Origin of the sequence: Clostridium sp. KNHs205, assembly GCF_000702945.1 — a bacterium.
GTDB lineage: Bacteria > Bacillota > Clostridia > Lachnospirales > Lachnospiraceae > Anaerocolumna.
This window is the reverse complement of sequence record NZ_JNLE01000005.1, coordinates 1,259,464-1,280,224: the sequence shown is the minus strand read 5'-3', so window position 1 is coordinate 1,280,224 and position 20,761 is coordinate 1,259,464. Positions and strand designations below refer to the sequence as shown.

Annotated in this window: 14 protein-coding genes and 1 other annotated feature; of the genes, 11 read left to right on the top strand and 3 right to left on the bottom strand. The window is 37.2% G+C overall.

The genetic code is table 11. From position 1 onward, the window contains the following. Window positions 1-17: 17 nt before the first annotated feature. Both BR73_RS0125050 and BR73_RS0125045 read right to left on the bottom strand, forming a co-directional pair. On the bottom strand, window positions 18-1,565 hold the full coding sequence (locus BR73_RS0125050) for a response regulator (protein ID WP_033168497.1): 1,548 nt from the start codon (window positions 1,563-1,565) through the stop codon (window positions 18-20). Between the two features lie 4 nt (window positions 1,566-1,569). Continuing rightward, complete coding sequence (locus BR73_RS0125045; protein WP_197032723.1) at window positions 1,570-3,234, bottom strand: histidine kinase; 1,665 nt, start codon at window positions 3,232-3,234, stop codon at window positions 1,570-1,572. A 540-nt stretch (window positions 3,235-3,774) separates the two neighbouring features. Here BR73_RS0125045 and BR73_RS0125040 point away from each other — a divergent pair. The 5 genes from BR73_RS0125040 (at window position 3,775) to BR73_RS0125020 (ending at window position 10,153) form a co-directional block, all read left to right on the top strand. Further along, window positions 3,775-4,620, top strand: a complete 846-nt coding sequence (locus BR73_RS0125040; RefSeq protein ID WP_081848878.1) for a GNAT family N-acetyltransferase — start codon at window positions 3,775-3,777, stop codon at window positions 4,618-4,620. Between the two features lie 333 nt (window positions 4,621-4,953). Beyond that, complete coding sequence (locus BR73_RS0125035) at window positions 4,954-6,117, top strand: cyclopropane-fatty-acyl-phospholipid synthase family protein (protein ID WP_033168494.1); 1,164 nt, start codon at window positions 4,954-4,956, stop codon at window positions 6,115-6,117. Between the two features lie 299 nt (window positions 6,118-6,416). Continuing rightward, complete coding sequence (locus tag BR73_RS0125030) at window positions 6,417-7,307, top strand: hypothetical protein (RefSeq protein ID WP_033168493.1); 891 nt, start codon at window positions 6,417-6,419, stop codon at window positions 7,305-7,307. A 205-nt stretch (window positions 7,308-7,512) separates the two neighbouring features. Beyond that, a complete protein-coding gene (locus BR73_RS0125025; protein WP_033168492.1) occupies window positions 7,513-8,481 on the top strand; it encodes an alpha/beta hydrolase in 969 nt (322 codons plus the stop codon). 643 nt (window positions 8,482-9,124) lie between these two features. Continuing rightward, entirely contained in the window at window positions 9,125-10,153 is a 1,029-nt protein-coding gene (locus BR73_RS0125020; RefSeq protein ID WP_033168491.1) for a Cfr family 23S rRNA (adenine(2503)-C(8))-methyltransferase, read from the top strand. Between the two features lie 481 nt (window positions 10,154-10,634). Here the strand turns inward: BR73_RS0125020 and BR73_RS0125010 are convergent, their stop codons facing one another. Beyond that, entirely contained in the window at window positions 10,635-11,906 is a 1,272-nt protein-coding gene (locus BR73_RS0125010) for a serine hydrolase domain-containing protein (protein WP_033168489.1), read from the bottom strand. Between the two features lie 217 nt (window positions 11,907-12,123). Between BR73_RS0125010 and BR73_RS0125005 the strand changes: the two genes are divergently transcribed. The 6 genes from BR73_RS0125005 (at window position 12,124) to BR73_RS0124980 (ending at window position 20,696) form a co-directional block, all read left to right on the top strand. Next, window positions 12,124-12,546, top strand: a complete 423-nt coding sequence (locus BR73_RS0125005) for a hypothetical protein (RefSeq protein WP_033168488.1) — start codon at window positions 12,124-12,126, stop codon at window positions 12,544-12,546. A gap of 40 nt (window positions 12,547-12,586) precedes the next feature. After that, complete coding sequence (locus tag BR73_RS0125000; RefSeq protein ID WP_051685568.1) at window positions 12,587-14,749, top strand: protein translocase subunit SecDF; 2,163 nt, start codon at window positions 12,587-12,589, stop codon at window positions 14,747-14,749. A gap of 46 nt (window positions 14,750-14,795) precedes the next feature. Continuing rightward, window positions 14,796-15,055, top strand: a binding site (T-box leader). 118 nt (window positions 15,056-15,173) lie between these two features. After that, on the top strand, window positions 15,174-16,811 hold the full coding sequence (gltX, locus tag BR73_RS0124995; protein WP_033168487.1) for a glutamate--tRNA ligase: 1,638 nt from the start codon (window positions 15,174-15,176) through the stop codon (window positions 16,809-16,811). 324 nt (window positions 16,812-17,135) lie between these two features. Continuing rightward, entirely contained in the window at window positions 17,136-18,134 is a 999-nt protein-coding gene (locus tag BR73_RS0124990) for a serine hydrolase domain-containing protein (RefSeq protein ID WP_033168486.1), read from the top strand. A gap of 597 nt (window positions 18,135-18,731) precedes the next feature. Then, window positions 18,732-19,712: an ABC transporter permease subunit gene (locus BR73_RS0124985; RefSeq protein WP_033168485.1), complete on the top strand. Its 981-nt coding sequence runs from the start codon at window positions 18,732-18,734 to the stop codon at window positions 19,710-19,712. A gap of 93 nt (window positions 19,713-19,805) precedes the next feature. Beyond that, window positions 19,806-20,696, top strand: a complete 891-nt coding sequence (locus tag BR73_RS0124980; protein ID WP_033168484.1) for a carbohydrate ABC transporter permease — start codon at window positions 19,806-19,808, stop codon at window positions 20,694-20,696. Window positions 20,697-20,761 lie beyond the last annotated feature (65 nt).

Below are 20,761 nucleotides of genomic sequence, written 5' to 3'. Positions count from 1 at the left end.
ACTTTTACTAGAGGATATCAAATAGTTTCTTTTCTAAATTCAACGGGGCTTATTCCTTTTAATTTCTTGAATTTATAGTGAAAGTAATTCACATTGCTATATCCAACCTTAGTTGCAATCTCATACACCTTCAGATGCGTATCTTCCAGTAGTTCCACAGAATGTTTGATTCTCACTTCATCCAGATAAGAATTAAAGCTCTGATTCATCTTCTGGCTAAATAATTTACCCAAATAGGAACTGTTATACCCAAATAAGGAGGCTATAGTTTCTAATTTCAATGGAGCGGAATAATTATGCTCAATATAATAAAGAATATCATTAAAAATACTTTCGTTTGAGCTGTTGCCAATGGCTCGGATGATCATTTCAAACTGTTCTGTAAAATACTGAATAATTTCGTACAAATAATACTTGTTTTCGATTATTTCAATAATAACAGAATTGTGTGCAAAAGGAATGTCGATATGACTGTATTTATGCATTATGGTTTGTTTCGCTTGAAGAAAAATATCAGCCAGAAAGTGTTTTATGGTTATAACATCATCACCACTTTGGTATAATGAGCCTTTTAGTTCCTGTAGTATTTCGGATAACATTCGTTTGTTTATGGCTTGAATATAATTTACAATTTTATTGCTATAAGACTTTGATTTTTCAACACTTATGATGGATTGGTAGGAAGATATCTCGGGTAACACTTCGTAGGATAAAACATGCTGGTTTTCAAAACAGAAAAATCGTCTGTCCATCAGCCGCCTGCAGTCCTTATAGGATAAATGTATATCAAAAAGGCCTGATACCGTTCTTCCATGTGTAAGAAAGATGGAATCAAGAGGAGAACCTTTCTGAGTACCATTTTCATAATGGAGCAGACAGGTATTGAATTTGCTCAGAGCATGGTTTCCTTTAAGCAGTATAATTTCCTGGTGATCCAGAGTGATATGCTCAAAGGAATTGTTTCCTTGATTCGATACCTTAAGCAAATCAGCAAAACTGTAGGTAGTGAAAAAAGGTGTATATCCTTCGTAAATTACAACCTGATAAATAGGAGCATATAATCCCATTTCTAAATAATTAATGGAGCTATTAGGCTCGGTTCCCAGCATCAGGTCTTTAAGAACCGTTGATTTCGCTTTAATCAGATATTGATTCAAGGACTTTTCTTTTTCTTTGTTTTTCAATATCTTCTCTTTCACTGTTATTACTGCTTTTTCCAGAGCCTCCTCATCAATTGGTTTCGTCAGATAAAAGGAAACACCATAATGCAAAGCTGTTTGAGCATATTTAAAATCAGAATAGCCGCTTAATATAATAAAATCACCCTGAAATCCGGAGCTGCGTACCTGTTCAATTAGCTCCGTTCCATCCATACCGGGCATTCGGATATCCAGCAGAACAAGATTAGGGTTATATTTTTTTATCTTTTCGATTGCTTCCTCTCCCGAAGCTGCGTCTCCACAGATGCAAAAACCGAGAGCATACCAATCAATAACATACTTGAGACCTTCTCTAACAATGGCCTCATCATCAACAATCAATACATCAAGCAATGTATATTCCATATGCCTATTCCTCCTTGATTACAATGGCAGGTATAATCAGGGTTACTGTTGTGCCCTCATTAAGCTGACTTGTAAAGGTGATACCGTATTCTGCTCCATAGAGAAGTTTAATCCTTTGATTGATGTTATACAGGCCAATACTTGAGGCAGAGTCAAGAGAGGCAGAATTAATCCGGTTATTCAGTTCTTTTAAGCTATCAACATTCATACCCTTTCCGTTATCGGATATTTTTATGAAAAGCAGATTATCTGCAGGTTTTGATATATTAATAATAATCTGGCCGTTGAGCAGGTTTCGTTCCAGACCATGTATAACGGCATTTTCAACGACCGGCTGTAATAAAAGAGGTAAAATCTTGTAATCGTTTAAATCCATATCCTCTGAATATTGAATTGTATAATTTACTCTGTCACCAAATCGTATCTTTTGTATCGATAAATATACCTCTACATACTCCAGTTCTTTTGCAAGGGTAGTTGAGTCGGTTCCGGTATTCTCCAAAACATAATGCATGGACTTGCCCAGAAGTTTTATGGAGTTTATTACGTCCTTATTACCGGTAGACAATGCCTGCATACGTATTGTTTCCAAGGTATTATATAAAAAATGCGGATTGATCTGACTTGCAAGCATCTTAAATTCCATTTGCTGTTGTTTATTTATAAGCTGTTGCTCCATAATCTGAGACTGATAAAATTTTGCTTCTTTTTCAGAAATCTTTTGAACCGTTGCTTTCAGGTCTTTAAAGATCTCAGTCAGTTCATCATCACCCTTAAATAATTTCATAATAAGATAATCACCCTGGCTAACCTGATGCATGGCATTTTTTAAGGTCTGCAAACGGGAATTAAAATAGGAGGAAAACAAAATAGTCAAAATAATTGGAAATAAGGTTGCTGTAATGAGTATAACGATATAAATCAAAGTAATCCTGTTGAGCCTGGAATATGCATTTGGGTCCGAAACACAGATGTAAAACTTATTATAGGTTTTGTAAGGAAGGAAGGTAACGATATTAGCCAGCTGCTTTTTAGAGTCTATCATAATAGGTCCGGTGTATTTATAATAACTGTTATCAAGTTCTGATGGAAAGGGAATCAGCTTTTGAAGCCATCTTTTCTCAGAAGCGTAAAATGTAGGTTCATTATCCACAGAAGCCATAACCGTATATTCACTACCAAGTAATCGGTTTTTTAAGTAATTTGCATCAATACTTAATACCAGATAAGCGGAGTACTTGGTAGAATTAACACCTATACGCCTGATAATCGAAAGCTCATAAACCTTATTATGCCAACTGTCTTCGCCCGTGAGGCATTGCCAGCTGTTTACTGTATTTCCAACTATTTGCTCCCTCCATGGTAAGCTGCTGTAATCATCCACGGTAGTAATGTGGGAATTGCTAGGGATGTTTGGGTTGTTGGTGTAAATCATAATAGAAGCTATGGCAGCGGTTGTAGAGTGCATCGTTGAGAGTGCATTTGAGGCTAGTTTATAGTATTGATGATCTTCGCTTGAAATACTATAATCAGAGCCTAAAAGTATTCGCAGGTAATTACTATTGATTAGATTATCACAGGAAGTATATAAAGAAGTAGTGATATCAAAAAGTGTTGAATTGATTCTTAATGCGGCTGCATTTACCTGAGATTTATATTGTTCTGACATTTGCATTCTTGCCTGCATAATCGAAAATAAGCCTACAAAAAACAATGGAATAAAGGTAGAGAGCATACAGATGAATATTATTTGCTGTCTAACCTTGGGCTTAGAAAAATGAATTACAGGTTTTTTCATTTACGTGCACCTTTCTATTGGTTCTGAAACTGACAGGTGGTCTACCTATTGTCATAAAGATTAGTTTATAATAAATACACCTGAAAAAATACAATAAAAATTCTAGGTTTTACGTACGAAAATTTAAGACTGCAGGGTATGTTCTTATAGTATCTCATGTAACCCTTAACTACTCTGTTAATGGATAGATAGAAGAATATTTCCTTGATGAATTTTCTGTGTTTTTATACATTTCTATAATCAATATACTATAATAATCTCAGTAATAAAATACAAAGGAGTAAACAGTATGAGCATCTCAGTAAATTCTTCTGCTGCAAGTACAAATAATGCAGGCACCCTTTCATTTCTTTGAATCTTTTTTTTGGTTTGAGTTTGCTATACAGGTGCGGAGGTGGTAGAGTATATGTTATGTTAGTCTTTAATTTGGAGGTTAGAATGGTTGAGATAGTAAAAAAAACTAAATATCTGGCTGAATTGCTTTCAATCGATACAAGCTGCATTTATTTTAGTTGTGTTCTAGAAGATAGTATGGAGGGGCGGGTATGGGTTAATAACCTTGAAAGACCGTCATTTGCGGTTGTTTGGAATGAATATCAAAAAGGCTTTCAGTTAATGGGAAAAGCTCTGGAAAAATCTGCGTATGGTTATCTGCGTAATTTTTTTGAATTTGAGATTTTTCAATTTTTGGAGGAAAGAGAAATAAACTATTTTGAATGTGGAGCAGATAGCGATGAGTTAACCAATATGCTTTTTGAGATTTTTGGAGACAGGAATATTGATTCAGAACAGCAGAAGGTTCTTGTTTTGAAACAACACCCTAAGGAGGGGACTAAAAAAGTAAGTAAAATATATGAGCTAGTTGCAATAGATGGTAATTTTCTTAAGAGAGCATTTGATAATATTGAGTATGTTACAGAAGAGATAAGGAGTACCTGGAGAACTACGGAAGCTTATTTAAATAACGGCTATGGTTATGCAGCTGTCATTGACAATCACATAGTTAGTAGGGCATTGGTTACATGCCGTTATAAGAGGCATGACAATATTGGGGTTGATACTATTACTGAACATAGAAATAAGGGTATTTCTACAATGTTAGTTTATAAGACATTACTGGAAGCTGGTAAAAGAGAAAGAGACTGTATATGGGACTGTACAGAGGATAATGTAGCCTCTGAAAAAACTGCATTTAAAGTGGGATTTGAGCTGGAAAGAACCTATACTATTTGCTGGTTTACTATAAAGACAGCGTAGCTATAAAGATAGCATAACTATAAAGACAGCTAATTATAAAGAGGATATAACTATAAAGAGGATATAACTATAAAGAGGGGATAGCAATAATGAGGTTATAGCTACATAGGCGGTATAACTATAAAGGCGATATAACAATATAGAAGGTACCAAGTGTTTCCCAAACCTTCTTTATTTCTACTTATTGAATATTGTAAATTTTATTGACTTTTTGAATATATTATTTTATCTGTTTCTAATACTGCTTTACCAAAAATTATAAAAGAGAAGAATTAATTCATAATTATGGTAAATAATGTATGTGAGGAAGTTTAAATAAAAGGAGAAAATAATATGGCACTAAACAACTTAATGATAGACTTTATGAAAAAGTTTGATGAAAAGCCCTTTATAATAGAGCTAAAGGGGAAAGAACATCTAATCGGAGAAGGTGAGCCCTTGTTTAAAGTTAAATTTAACAAGGAAATCCCGATTACTGATCTGCTGACTAGTACATCAATTGCACTGGGTGAAGCTTATATGAAAGGTGACCTGGAGATCGAAGGTGATTTATATCATGCTCTGAATTGCTTTTTGGGTCAGATGGGAAAATTTCATACAGACAAAAAAGCCTTAAAAAAGTTAATCTTTACTTCCAGCTCCAAAAAGAATCAAAAGCAGGAAGTATCTTCTCATTATGATATAGGCAATGACTTCTATAAGCTCTGGCTGGATGAATCCTTAAGCTATTCCTGCGCTTACTTTGCGAAAGATACAGATACTTTATACGATGCACAGAACAATAAGATCGACAGAATACTTAAGAAACTCTATTTACAGCCGGGAATGGAACTTCTTGATATTGGCTGCGGCTGGGGAAGCTTACTCATCCGGGCGGTGAAAGAATACGGAGTGTCGGGTAAAGGTATCACCCTGAGTAAAGAACAGTATAATAGCTTCAAACAAAGAATTGAAGAAGAAGGCTTAAGTGACAAGATAACCGTAGAAATATTGGATTATAGAGATTTGCCAAAGAAAGGCTGGTCTTTTGACAGAGTTGTAAGTGTTGGAATGATAGAACATGTTGGAAGAGATAATTATAGCCAATTTATGTCCTGTGCAGATTCGGTGTTAAAGCCCCATGGCTTATTCCTATTGCATTACATCAGTGCCCTGAGGGAATACCCGGGTGATGCCTGGATTAAGAAGTATATTTTCCCCGGCGGTATGGTACCAAGTCTCAGAGAAATCATCAATCTGTGCGCAGACTATAATTTTTATACTCTGGATGTTGAAAGTCTGCGGAGGCATTATAATAGAACACTTCGGTGCTGGGATAAAAACTTTAATGAACACCGGGATGAGATAGAAAAGATGATGGGGCTTGAATTCACGAGAATGTGGGATTTGTACCTTTGCGCCTGTGCTGCTACCTTTAATAACGGTATTATCGATTTGCACCAAATCCTTATCAGCAAAGGAATCAATAACGAGTTACCAATGACCAGATGGTATTAAATTGCTTAAATGTTGTATGAGAGCGTTTCAATATAAGAAAATTTGCAGTACTGTCTGCTTTCTTTTCTTTGCGTTTGTTAATAACTTGTCATTTTAACTGACCGGGGTATAAGGACATCTATACAGAACTTATATCTGGTCAGTTATAGAACTGGAATAATGCCCCTTAATATTGTTCAAAGGCTTTCTGGGGCCTTACAAATAATGGTTGATTGATACTTTTATATATAGTACAATGGATAGAAAGCTATTATATTGATTAATTTAACAAATGGGAAAATTATAGGAAAGGAAATGTGATGAAAAAGAAATTAATTGCATTAACAATGGTGCTGTTGGTTCTGGTATCCTGTCTATTTAGTAATAGTGGCATACAAATAAATGCAGCTGTGAAAGATGATAAGACAATTGCATTAGAGAAACCCTCTTTCAGCTATTATATTTCTGATAAGGCTGCAACGAAAAAGAATAAGGCTGTCAAATTAAACATGAAATCAAGCAAAGCCAACAATATATCAGATGATGAACAATGGATCGCTGATAATAAGCTGACTTTGAATACATATGAGGTACCTAATTATTATGGCAGTAACACAACCGGTAATCTGCCAGAAGAACTGGATACTGTATGGAATGACCTGTTCATAACCTCTGCCTTCTATGATTCTTCTTACATTTATTGTACTTATGGGGTTGATTATTCTGAAGGCTATATTCTGAATGTTTATAATGTAAAAACAATGGAATTAGAATATTCACTGGACTTTTCTGCTTATCGGTATTCACCTCAATATATTAAAGCAGATTATGATTTTATCCAGCAGCGTATAAACTGGGCAACAATAAAAGGCGGTGTACTTTATGTTTCTCATAGCCATAATACCTATGCAAAAAGCTCGAAGAATATGAATGGTTATATTACAGCCATAAAGCTATCTGATAAGAGCGTTCTGTGGAGAACAAAAGCCCTGGTCAGCAACTCCAATAATTTTCTTATGGTAGGGAATGTGATCATAACCGGATATGGATTTACCAATGAGCCGGATTATCTGTACCAGATAGACAGGAATACAGGAAAAGTCTTAAGCAAACAGCAATTGAAATCCGCAGCCTCTTATTTCATTAAAAAAGGAAAATATTTATACGTCCATACTTATAATACGGACTATAAATTTGAAATTGTACAGTAATGTCTATCCTTGTTTCAGCCTGTTCTAATTTAAGAAAGAAGTTTGACCAGAGTAATGATATTTTTTTGTTACAAACTTCTGATAAATAACAGCTGAATAGACCATAAATCAAGAAATGCCCTTCTGACAGTAGGTGTTGAGATAAAAACTAATTACTGTAAGAAGGGCATTTTGTTGCTTAGAAGAAATCAAACAGGACGAAATAATGATGAGAAATAATAAAGATAAAAAAACCAAAAAACATAAGATACTTTTTCTTCTTGCTTTCATAATTGTTACAGGTGCCATATGGCAGATTATTATGGAGAGATATGAAGCTGATAAATATATGCCAACGGGTACAAGCATTACTGTCAATTCACATAAGATGCATACCTATAGCCTTGGTAATGGGAAGGATACCCTTGTCTTCATCGCCGGCTCTGGAACTACAAGTGCATATACGGATTTTTATTCTATGCAGCAGGAACTGTCCGCTTATGCCAAAACCTTTAGCTATGATCATGCAGGTCTGGGGTGGAGTGAAGGAACGGATATTCCCAGAACCATTGATAACGTGACAGGTGAGCTTCATGAGTTATTAAGAGAAACTGGACATGCTGCACCTTATGTATTAGTAGCCCATTCTCTGGGGTCATTAGAAGCTATCAGGTATGCCCAGAGATATGAGGGAGAGGTTAAGGGAATTATATTATTAGACGGAGGGAGTCCAGAGTATTATGAAGATTATTCTGAAGGGAGTTCCATTTTGCTTAACCGAACCAGCGCAGTTCTTAGAATAACAGGTATAAATAGGCTGCTTGGAAATCTTGGTTTCATGCTACCCTTTGTAGGCGAAGATACCAGGAATCATCTGCTTCCGGAGGGTATTAGAAAAATCGATGCTGCTATGTATTATAATAAGCTGGGCAGCAGTGAGAATCTCAAGGGGTTGGGATTGATTAATGAAAATGCAAAAACAGTTCTTGAAAACGGCTATCTGAAGAATATTCCCTTATTGGCACTATCAGCTAAAAGTGATGACAAGTGGGCGAAGGCCCAGGAGGAATTATTAAGCTGGTCTGATAGAAGCAGTGGTATGGTAATGAAGGACAGTAAGCATTATCTCCATTGGACAAATAAAGACAGTGTAATTGCTGAGATATTAGATTTCTTAAATAAATACGGAAATTAAGGAAGTTACTATAGAAAACCTGAAAAGTGAAAGAATAAAGGCTACATAAATATCCCAAACCATTTGACAATTTCAGGACAAATGTTTATACTGGATTCATATTATGAAAGTGAGGTAAAAGTGTATGTTATGTGTAGTAAGATCAGAGGTTACAACTGAATAGTTGTAAAGGGATTACTTTTGCGTTCAGCTAATAAGGAAGCCCTTTACCTCGGTAAATGCCGATGTATTTGTCTTACTGAATGCAGCATACACTATTTTATCTATCTATAAATATTGCAGACAGAAAGAACATGACTTTTTTAGTCATGTTTTTTGTTTATGGAAAAAAGAGTTCACTCCATGTCTGATAGAACCATAGGGGTATGCTGCTGAGTATGGCAAATACATCTATGGTTTTTTATTATATGATTCCCAGGAGAACGAAAAATGGATTATGAAGAACAAGCCTTGTTTAGATTAGAGAAATTTCAGCCTATTTAAAAGAAAAGCGGTGAGAATACATGTACAAGTTGGATTATATCGTTACACATGACAGACTCCATGCAAAGCCAGAAGTTTCAGGCGATCTTTGCATGGAATAGAAATGTCGCCAATCATGCTGGCTTTGCTTCTTGAGGTAAATTACAAGGAGGAAGTCTACATGGAACAGATGAATTCAAAATATTATAAAATGAAAGAAATAGTTACAGATTTAAATTTACCGGAATACAGATATGAACAGATACTAAAAGCTATATTTACGCAACGGAAAGAGAAGTTTTCTGAGATGAATATTCTTCCGGCAATGCTGCGGGAGGCTTTGATACAGGAATTTGGAGAGTATGTAAACAGTGCAAGGCCGGTGGTAACACAGAAAAGTGAACAGTCTGACAAACTCTTATTTGAGCTGATTGACGGTGAACACATTGAAGCCATCGGGTTATTTTATAGAAAAGGCTGGGAATCCTTTTGCATCTCTTCCCAGTGCGGGTGTGGCTTTGGCTGCAGCTTCTGCGCAACGGGAACAGCAGGGCTTATGCGGAATCTGTCGGCAGATGAGATTACTGATCAGTTACTTTATTTTTATCAGAAAGGACATAAACTAGACAGTGTTTCCTTTATGGGAATGGGTGAAGCCTTTGCCAATCCTCATTTATTTGAGGGATTGGCTCTGCTGACGGACAGTAACCTGTTTGGTCTGAGTCAGAGACGGATAACCGTATCAACTATTGGATTTATTCCGGGGATTAAAGAGCTTACAAAAAATTATCCTCAGATTAATCTGGCATTTTCCCTTCATTCCCCTTTTGATGAGCAGAGAAGCAGTATTATGCCGGTCAATAAAAGATTTCCGCTGCAGGAAGTAATGGACACCTTAGATGAGCATATACGTCAGACCGGGCGGAAAGTATTCCTGGCATATATTATGCTGCACGGAATTAACGACACCGAAGAACATGCGAAAGCTCTGGCAGAATTAGTGCAGAAAAGGGCTGCTGGAAAACAGTTGTATCATATTGATCTGATACCTTATAATAATACGGATAAAACCAGCAGAAGGTACCAGGCAACTGAACGAAAAAAGATAAGGAACTTTCAGAAGATCCTCAGGATGCAAGGTATTCAGGTGACCGTAAGAACTCAATTCGGAGGAGATATTGATGCAGCCTGCGGGCAGTTATACTGCTAGACTCTAAGGCGTATCCTTATTTATTGAAGTGTAAAGAATAGATAGAGGAATTAAAATATGTAACAAGATTAATTAAAGGATGATTTCAAAAATTTCTTAAAAAGAGTATTACATGAGCGTTACATTTTAAAATGATGAACCAAGAAGTCCCTTGACTTTCCTTCATGTACCGACTGAAAGACACATTACCAATTCGTGTGTATTCATACAAACCTTGTTTGCTTTAGCACTCAAAATCGGTTGTATGTCTGTCGGGCAGGTCATTGCAGGAAAGCCAAGGGCTTCTTACAGCTTTAAATTAGTTATGCAACAGCCTGAGCGCCAAAGTCAATCCAGTGCGAATAAACAGAAGCTTTACATTTGTATGCAACAGCTCCAGGCGCAAGCTGAAGTTAAATTAATTTTTTACCACATAGTGTAAGTAGAAAAATACATATAAAAAATGCATATAGCTTTTATCATAACTCATTTTTCAAATAATTTAAAAGAACTGATTGCTTTTCAGCTCATATCCCCAGATGGATGGTCTAATAGCTCCTTCTCCAAGGAGGATATGGGGGTGTTGCTGTTCCTCATAACGTCTCATAAACATATTGCTGCCAACGCAATACAGTTCAATGTGGATATTCTGATTCACCCGGACTAAATATAACTTACCGTTTTTTATCTCAATATGTATCTTACCTGGCAGATACGTTCCTGAAAACTTTTCAAGTTCATCCGATGAAACAAAAACTTCATTGGGCTTATTGGAAATCTGAGGTGATTCACCAAACATAATTGACGAAAGTGAATTACCAAAACGATATTGATCTAAAGATTCTGTATTAGAGAGAATGATGATACAGATATCCTGCTCGAAGAAATATTGAGTATAAGCAGAAATGCCTGGATTATCACCGCCATGGCAGTATTTGATTTTACCCTCATCCTTATATCGCTCCAAGCCATAACAATAATGATTCATATTTTCCTTAAAATATAAGTCATAGGACTGCTCTGATAATAATTTCCGATTTTTAAGGCACTCATACCATTTTTGAATATCATCACAATTCGTTACTAACGCTCCGGCACCTATATGAAACAGATTATTTGAATAAGGAACCCTAACCGGTTTTCCATAATCACGCGTATAATTACTTGCCTTGTTTATTATGATATCCTGACCATTGTCATATTCCGAGTTTTTCATTCCAAGAGGATCAAAAATATTTACAGTTAAAAATTGGTTGAAGGTCTGTCCCGAAATATTTTCTATAATCCAGGCGAGTATATTGTAATTTGAATTATTATAGTTAAAGACTGTTCCTGGTTCATTTACCAGATCTTTATTAATCCAGTCCGTAAAGAAAGCGTTTTTATTATAGGGTGCCCTGTCCTTTGCTATATAGAAGTCATCTTCGAAATTATAAAAGTTGTATAATCCAGAGGTGTGTGACAACAGATTATGAACTGTAATTTCTGGGTGTATCTGTAAGTCTGAAGGCAGATATAGGTTCGCTTTTTCATCGAGTTTTAACAGGCCTCTGTCATATAGAAGCATTATTGCAAATGCCGTAAATTGCTTTGTGACAGAAGCGACATTGAAACGAGTATTCATATTATTTTGTATACCAAACTCAAGATTTGCATAACCACGGCTAAATTCAAATATTGTTTTGTTGTTTTTTCGTATTCTTATTACTCCGGAAAAGTCCCATAGATCAATTTCATGTTTGATATATGTATTTAATGTAGATGGAATATCCATTCTAACCCCCTTAAAAATTCAGATTTGATAAAGTGTAACATAAACACAGATAAAATTATATGCATTAAAGGTCTTATCAATGGAAGTACCGGTAAAACATCTCGGATAAAACCCAAGGAATAAATTCCCTCTGCAAGAATTATACCAGTAAGTAAAGGTTGAGTATACATCAAATTTAGTGTACAATGTAACGGAAGTTCAACGAAGGAGGAAGCCCGTGAGATACAATACACGAAACAAAAAGACAGTTCAATATATACTAACGGTATTCTTCTGCCTTGCGTTATTAACAGCAGAAATAAATATATCCGTTGCCAGCAAGATTCATTCTGCTTCCTCCCATACTACAACAGCAGGAGCTATCACAAAGGCACCCTCCCATAAAGCTGATTCCATATTCGAAGTAAAAGAAGCTGCCGGAGATGAGTTTACTGCCGGTATTTCTGCCGGTGCAGTAAATGCCTTTTCTTTTAAGGTTCTCCATTTAAAATATATTTTCTTAAGAACAGTTCTCTTATTTATTCCCCTTATATTATTTGCCCGGTTAACGGTCTTATTGCAAGACGGTTACATAGGCAGAAGATTTTTGATGCAATTTATACATAATTCGGACGGAGAGAAAGGAGCAGCAGGCATTTAAACTGCATAGAAAATTAAATAGGAAAAGAGGATAATAACCTATGAAGCCAGGAAAGAAAATGCTTGCTGCTATTTTTATAACCATAGCAGTGTTTATTTATATTGCAATTTTTGGAATCGGAAGCGGAGTCAAAGGTATATTTGACATGCGCTACGGTATTGATATCAGGGGAGGCGTGGAAGCGGTATTTGAACCACAGGGACTTAAGCGCAGCCCTACGGAGCAGGAACTGGAAACAGCCAGAGAGGTCATTGAGACCAGACTGGATAATCAGAATATTTCCGACCGTGAAGTTACCGTGGATAAGAGCGGTGGTTATGTCATTGTTCAGTTTCCCTGGAAATCCGATGAGAAGAACTTTAACCCGGAGGACGCCATTGCTGAGTTAGGTGAAATGGCGGAACTGACCTTTAAGGACCCTTCGGGGAATGTGCTTATTGAAGGCAAGAACGTGGAAAGTGCAACACCGGAGAATGTTACCTCCGGAGTGACCAAAGGTTATCAGGTAGCATTGAAATTCGATGCCAAAGGTGCCAGGCTCTTTGAAGAAGCCACAGGAAAGTTGTTAGGACAGAGGATGAGCATCTACATGGATGACGACCTGATCTCAAGTCCTACGGTACAGGTAAAAATAGCCGGAGGAGAGGCTGCTATCACTAATCTTGGAAGTTATGCGGAGGCGAAGGAATTAGCCGGTAAGATCAATGCAGGAGCCCTTCCTTTCTCTCTGGCAACCACCAATTTCTCCACCATCAGTCCCACTTTAGGCAGTAATGCCTTAAACATCATGGTGGCAGCAGGAATAATAGCCTTCTTTGCAATCTGTGTATTTATGATAAGCTTCTACAAGCTGCCGGGTGTGCTGGCCTGTATTACCTTGGTATTACAGATGGTGATACAGCTGCTGGCCATATCCATTCCCCAATATACGCTGACGCTGCCGGGAATAGCAGGAATTATATTAACCCTGGGTATGGCAGTGGATACGAATATTATCATAGCAGAACGTATTTCCGATGAGCTAAAGAAAGGTATCTCAGTCAGAAGTTCGATTATTTATGGCTATAAAAATGCCTTTTCCTCTGTACTGGACGGAAATATCACTACAGCCATAGTGGCAGTTATACTTATGATTTTTGGTTCCGGTTCCATGTTAAGTTTTGGTTATACCCTTTTAATTGGTATGTTGGTTAATCTCCTGGTAGGGGTTACCATCTCAAAACATCTTATACAATCCTTTGTGGAATACGACAGGTGGAATAAGGATAAATGGTTCAGGATAAGAAAAGACAAGAAGGTAATTCCCTTCTACCAGAAGAAATATATCTTCGCCATACTGTCAGGTATAATAATTCTGGCAGGAGTTGCGGGATGTTTTACAAAAGGAATCAGACTGGATACCCAGTTTACCGGAGGCGCAGTATTAAGCTATTCTGTATCCTCAGAAGCCGATACAGAGATGATTCAGCAGGCGGTTGAAAAACAGACCAACAGACCGGTGACGGTTCAGATCAAAGAGGATAACCTGACAGGGCTTAAGAGACTATCCGTGACCCTGGCTGGTAACGGCGGAATGTCACCGGAGCAACAGGCAGAGGTAACCGAGGCTATTAATGGTACATTGGAAAAAGCAGACGCCAAACTGTCAGAAACCTTTGTAGTAGAGCCTTATATCGGTGCCAAAGCCCTTAAGAATGCAGGAATTGCAATAGCACTGTCTACGGTATTTATTGTAATCTATGTGTGGATAAGATTTTCAACTATATCAGGCTTGTCGGCAGGAATTACAGCCATGATCGCACTGCTGCATGATGCACTGGTGGTATTCTTTGCTTTTGTACTGTTTGGCATACCTCTGAATGATGCCTTTGTGGCAGTAGTGCTTACGGTTATCGGGTATTCTATTAACGATACCATTGTTATTTACGACAGAATCCGTGAGAACAGAAAGCTGGATCAAAAGCTGCCTGTTGTAACTCTGGTAAATGAAAGTAACACCCAGACATTGGGAAGATCCATCAATACGTCCTTTACCACCGGCCTATGCGTCCTGATTATCATGATAGCGTCCATCGTATTTCATATTGAGTCTATTATGGATTTTTCACTGCCGATGTTCTTTGGTATTATAACAGGATGCTATTCTTCAATCTGTGTTGCAGGAACCTTATGGGCAGCCTGGGAAAAACGTAAGGAAAGATAAAACATCTTGACGGTAAAATCTGGTTGTGATATTATGTACAGAAATAGAAAAGGCATTGAAGAGAATTAGTATATGTTGAAGGTGGTTCACAGAGAGAAGACAGAGGGTATCCTCAGGCTGAGAGTCTTTACCGAATCAATATAGAAGAGGCCTCAGAGCCGTGGACTGAACAGGTTATCTCAGTAGGTTACACCGGAATTTCCACCGTTAGAAGGAAAGCAGTATCGATATTTTATCCGTACTGAGTGAGAGCAAGGAGTATTCCTTGAAGTTAGGTGGTAACACGGACTATGGTTCGCCCTAAGCTGATTATTTAATTGGCTTAGGGCTTTTTTATGTATTAGAAATAACAATCTATTACATAAGAACTACTGTGCAGACCCATCATAATCATTGAAGAGATATACATTGAAAGGAGTAAGCTATGTCAAACAAATTATTAGCCGATTTACTATTTCCACAAGTTACTTTTACTTCAGAGGACATGGAAAGACGTTATCCGGAAAGAGGGGATACCGGTGAGAAAGTAATAACCCGTATAGGGCCAAGTCCTACCGGCTTTATCCATCTTGGAAATCTATATAATGCAGTAATAGCAGAGAGGCTGGCTCATCAGAGCGGTGGCAGCTTTTATCTGAGAATCGAAGATACGGACAATAAAAGAGAAGTAGAAGGAGCCGTTGATATTATTATATCAGCCATGAAGTACTTTGGTATATATTTTGATGAAGGTGCTGTTATAGAGGGGGATAATGGGAAGTATGGACCTTACAGACAACGCCAGCGAAAGGAAATCTATCAGGTGTTTGCGAAGCAGCTTGTGGAAGCCGGTATGGCATATCCCTGCTTTTGCAGTGAAAAAGAGCTGGAAGAAATAAGAGAAAAGCAAAAAGCGTTAAAACAGAACATAGGATATTATGGAGAATGGGCAGTCAGCCGGAAATTATCCTATGAGGATATCAAAGTAAGGATTGAGAAAGGGGATTCTTATGTACTGCGGTTTAAGTCGAAACCAGATGCTAAGGATATTGTTGCAGTTTATGATGCCATTCGGGGAGAACTGAAATTCCCTGAGAACACCATGGACTTTGTACTGCTGAAATCCGATGGCATACCTACTTATCATTTTGCCCATGTAGTAGATGACCATCTGATGAGAACCACCCATGTAATCAGAGGAGAAGAATGGCTGCCTTCCTTACCCATGCATGTAAAGCTCTTTGATATCTTTGGATGGAAAAGGCCTGTTTACTGTCATACAGCCACACTGATGAAAATGGACGGGAATTCCAAAAGAAAACTATCGAAACGTAAAGATCCTGAACTGGCACTGGCCTATTACCAGGAGGAGGGTTATATTCCGGAGGCTATGTGGAATTATCTGCTGACCATTCTTAATTCTGATTATGAAGAATGGAGAGCTGCTAATCAGAATAAGAATCATTTGGAGTTTCCGTTTACACTGAATAAAATGAGCAGCTCCGGGGCTCTATTTGATATGGATAAGATGAAGGATATCAGTAAGGATGTCTTAAGCCGTATGACGGCTGAGGAGTTGTATAACAGCTTTCTGGAATGGGCGAAAGCCTGGAATAAAGATTATGCGAAGGTATTGAGGAACAACAGAGAGCTTGCGCTTAAAGCGCTTGCCATAGGTAGAAATGCCGTAAAGGTAAGAAAGGATCTGATTAATTGGAAACAGGCCTGTGAGTTTATGAGCATGTACTTTGATGAAACTTTTAAAAGGGAAGAGGAACTTCCGGCGAATATACCAGCGGATGATAGAGAGGTATTCTTACGCCTGTATCTGGAGCAGATAGATTTTACCGAAGAGAAAGAGGAATGGTTCAATAAAGTAAAAGATATAACCCGGCATATGGGCTATGCTGCTGATATGAAGGCATATAAGAAACAGCCGGAGGATTATAAAGGAAGCATTGTAGAGCTTACCAATCTGCTAAGGGTTGCTATAACCGGAAGAATTAATGCACCGGATATATGGGAAGTCAGTAATGTTTTAGGGAAAGAATGTGTAGTAGAAAGAATAAAGAATATTATTTGATTGATTTTAGATGCTTTTTATATATAAAGAGGCATATAAAATTATTATCATAATAATTCAAACTTTTAATAGTGGAGATCGAATAACTTAATTCGAATATAAATAAAAAGATATTAACTATATCAAGTAAATTCAAATTTGAAAAGGTATTACTATTATTATTATTATTATTATTATACAGCAAATGAACATCAACGGGGTATAAACAGATTAGTAACAAACTCGGAATTGCGAATCCCTTATATTAGTATATAATTTATATTAATTGTAGAAAAACAACCAAAGAATAGTCAAGAACTGTTCGTCTTTAGAAAAGAGGTAAATATGGATTTTAATCATATCATAGACAAAGATTTTCATGGCTGTATCTCCATAAGCAAAGGAAATGAGTTACTATTCAGGAAAGCTTATGGTTATAGGGACCTTGCGAATGAAATACCCAATACAGAAAATACAAGATTTGCGACAGCTTCGGCAGGAAAAGTATTCATAGGGGCAGGTATCCTACAGCTGATTGAGAAAGGGAAGCTTAAATTCGATGATACCATCGGTGACTTGCTTAACCTTGACTGGAAGCAAATTGATACTGGGATTACTGTAAAACAACTGCTGACTCATACTTCCGGGATTCCGGATTACTTTGATGAAAGCATAATGGAGGAGTATGAAGAACTCTGGAGGGATTTTCCCAATTACAAGATACGTACTTCCGCTGATTTGCTGCCACTGTTTATAGATAAACCAATGATGTATGAAAAAGGTGAAAGGTTTCAATACAACAATACTGGTTTTGTAGTACTTGGATTAATAATAGAGAAAGTAACAGGACAACCTTTTGATATCTATTTAAAAGAAAATATTTTTAGTCCCAGCGGTATGGAGAAGACGGGATACTACGAGTTGGACAGACTGCCTGCCAATTGCGCTGGAAACTACATCTGGGATGAGGAACGGAAAGAGTATTATACCAATATCTATAGCGTAGATGTTAAAGGAACCGGAGCAGGAGGTGTATTTACAACAGTAGAAGATGTTGAACTTTTCTGGAGAGCACTTTTATCCGGAAAGTTATTATCTACGGAAATGATAGATGAAATGCTGTGTATTCAGAGTTCCGGTGAAGATGAGGATAATTATGGCTATGGAATCTGGATAAGTAAGAAATACGAAAACTGTATCCTGCCCTATTTTACAGGAATGGATCCGGGAGTTACATTTATAAGTACTTACAAAAGAGATGAAGATCTGAACATAACCGTAGTGAGCAACTTTGGAGATGATGTCTGGAAGATAAAAAATGCTATACAAAATGCGCTGATATGAAATGGCGTGACAGTCTACTGTAAAACCTGCTGATAGAAAGGCGTGGCAGATTTGCTATAATACCGGCTGATAAAAAGTGTGACAGATTTGCTATAATACCTGCTGATAGAAAAGTGTCATAGTTTACTATAAAGCCTCTTGTTTCAAATAAAGTAAAAGAGCGCATTTATATTGATTCCAACAGAGATGCCTGTCCCGGATGGAATGTGAGTAAAATTTATATTGAAAGTTAAGTGGTAACACGGACTTTGGTTCACCCTAAGTTGATTTATTCTAAATCAGCTTAGGGCTTTTTTTTTCTTAAAGGATGTGTCAGGCAAAACTGAACCACATTAAACAATTAAATTCCGGTCAGGGCAAGCATCAGAGAGATGTGGAACCAGACCTTTGCTTTAAGGAAATAAGCAAAAAATATGATTTTACAATTAGAATATAAAATTACAATGACATTCTAAAGGAAAATACAATAAGGTTATGTATTTCCAATATACAGAGCTTATGCTCTGAATTAGTATTTGATTGCAGTGTTTGAATTTTTAATTTTGCGGGTTCGCAAAAAATTCGGACTCGAAGATTCAAAAAGGACGGAGGAATTATATGGACAAGAAGAATACAAAAAGAAGTATTCACCCCACCGGCGAGAGAAGCGGAGTACGGCAGAAGAAGAGGGGATTTCTGCAGGATGTAAAGAAAAACTGGGTTTTATACTTTATGTTGGTGCCTACGCTGATTTTCTTTATTGTAAATAACTACATGCCTATGGTGGGTATTTATTTCGCTTTTACAAAATTTGATTTCAAAGGCGGATTATTTGGGAGTCCCTTTGTGGGTCTGGATAACTTTGCTTTTCTGTGGAAATCCAATAAGCTGATAGAACTCACCATTAATACGGTGCTTTATAATCTGGTCTTTATACTGGTGGGGAATATACTCCAGATTTTTACTGCAATTTTAGTCAGCCAGATTACAAAAAAATGGTTTAAACGTGTATCCCAGACATTGATGTTTATGCCTTATTTCGTTTCCTATGTTATATTAAGTGTTTTGGTTTATAACCTGTTTAATTATGAATACGGTCTTGCAAATAACCTCTTAGGCAGCTTGCACATGGAGCAGGTTAATTTCTATGGTGAATCAAAGTACTGGCCTATATTAATTACATTATTTTACCTTTGGAAGTCCCTTGGTTATGGAATGGTTGTATATCTGGCAACGATTCTTGGTATCAGCAAGGAATATTATGAAGCGGCGGAAGTGGATGGAGCCAATATTTTTCAGCAGATAATCTACATCACTCTGCCTCAGATTAAACCAACCTTTATCATCCTGCTATTATTTTCTCTGGGTAATATTATGAAGGGACAGTTCGAACTCTTTTATCAGATGGTCGGAAATAATGGCATGCTTTTTAAGACAACAGATATTATTGATACCTATGTATACCGCACAACACTTACCAGCTTTGATTTCGGTATGGGTACGGCTGCCGGTTTGTACCAGTCACTATTCGGATTTATCTTAATCATTACGGTTAATTTCCTGGTTAAGAGAAAGAATGCGGAATATGCATTATTTTAATGCATAAAAGATGATGGCAAAACGGATAGGCAGATAACCAAACGAAATAACGGATATCCAATAAAAGCTTGGATATCCAGAAAAGAGGATGTCATGAAAATAAAAAAATCTAAATATACAATTGCATTTAATGGTATTGCATATACGCTGCTGACCATTTTTTCAATTATATGCGTTCTGCCCTTTCTTATTATAGTCTCAGGTTCCTTAACGGATAATGCCACAATAATACAGGAAGGCTATCATATACTGCCAAAAAATTTCACACTGGCAGCTTACAGGACCATATTTGAGTCACCCCAGGATATTTTAAGAGCATATAGCGTAACAATTTACTGCACCGTAGTCGGAACACTGCTTGGACTTACCATGATATCCCTGACAGGATATGTACTTTCCAGAAAAAGTTTCCACTACCGAAATGTGGTATCCTTTATAATTTATTTCACAACGATTTTCGGCGGAGGTCTGGTGCCTTGGTATTTCATGATAACAGGTGTATTAAAGTTAAAAGGTACGTTAGTGGCGATTTGGATGCCGGGACTTATCAGCCCTTTCTTAATTATTCTTATGAGAACCTTTATTGCGTCTGCCGTACCGGATGAGATTACCGAGGCAGCCAGTATTGACGGTGCCGGACATGGTACCATATTTACAAGAGTGGTACTTCCCGTATTAAAACCCGGTTTAGCAACAGTAGGTCTTTTCCTTGCCTTAGGGTATTGGAATGACTGGTATCGTTCTTCTCTTTTCAGTAACGATGCTTCCACCTGGGAACTTCAATATTATCTTTACAACATGATGAACAGGGCGGAGGCCTTAAGAAGCATTGCCAACCAGGCAAATGTATCAATAAACAATCTTCCCACGGAATCCGTTAAGCTTGCCATGGCGGTGATCGTTACAGGACCGATTCTTTTGCTTTACCCTTTTGTACAGAAATATTTTGTATCCGGTATTACAGTAGGTGCCGTTAAAGGCTAGTCCCGTTGCACAATTCATTAGTTGGTAATCTGTGGAAAGGGGTGATAGAAAGTATATAGAACTTG

Excerpts from the sequence above, each read along its gene's own strand:
- BR73_RS0125050 (WP_033168497.1), bottom strand. The coding sequence starts at position 1,565 with ATGGAATATACATTGCTTGATGTATTGATTGTTGATGATGAGGCCATT.
- BR73_RS0125045 (WP_197032723.1), bottom strand. The coding sequence starts at position 3,234 with ATGTCAGAACAATATAAATCTCAGGTAAATGCAGCCGCATTAAGAATC.
- BR73_RS0125040 (WP_081848878.1), top strand. The coding sequence starts at position 3,775 with ATGTTAGTCTTTAATTTGGAGGTTAGAATGGTTGAGATAGTAAAAAAA.
- BR73_RS0125035 (WP_033168494.1), top strand. The coding sequence starts at position 4,954 with ATGGCACTAAACAACTTAATGATAGACTTTATGAAAAAGTTTGATGAA.
- BR73_RS0125030 (WP_033168493.1), top strand. The coding sequence starts at position 6,417 with ATGAAAAAGAAATTAATTGCATTAACAATGGTGCTGTTGGTTCTGGTA.
- BR73_RS0125025 (WP_033168492.1), top strand. The coding sequence starts at position 7,513 with ATGATGAGAAATAATAAAGATAAAAAAACCAAAAAACATAAGATACTT.
- BR73_RS0125020 (WP_033168491.1), top strand. The coding sequence starts at position 9,125 with ATGGAACAGATGAATTCAAAATATTATAAAATGAAAGAAATAGTTACA.
- BR73_RS0125010 (WP_033168489.1), bottom strand. The coding sequence starts at position 11,906 with ATGGATATTCCATCTACATTAAATACATATATCAAACATGAAATTGAT.
- BR73_RS0125000 (WP_051685568.1), top strand. The coding sequence starts at position 12,587 with ATGAAGCCAGGAAAGAAAATGCTTGCTGCTATTTTTATAACCATAGCA.
- gltX (WP_033168487.1), top strand. The coding sequence starts at position 15,174 with ATGTCAAACAAATTATTAGCCGATTTACTATTTCCACAAGTTACTTTT.
- BR73_RS0124990 (WP_033168486.1), top strand. The coding sequence starts at position 17,136 with ATGGATTTTAATCATATCATAGACAAAGATTTTCATGGCTGTATCTCC.
- BR73_RS0124985 (WP_033168485.1), top strand. The coding sequence starts at position 18,732 with ATGGACAAGAAGAATACAAAAAGAAGTATTCACCCCACCGGCGAGAGA.
- BR73_RS0124980 (WP_033168484.1), top strand. The coding sequence starts at position 19,806 with ATGAAAATAAAAAAATCTAAATATACAATTGCATTTAATGGTATTGCA.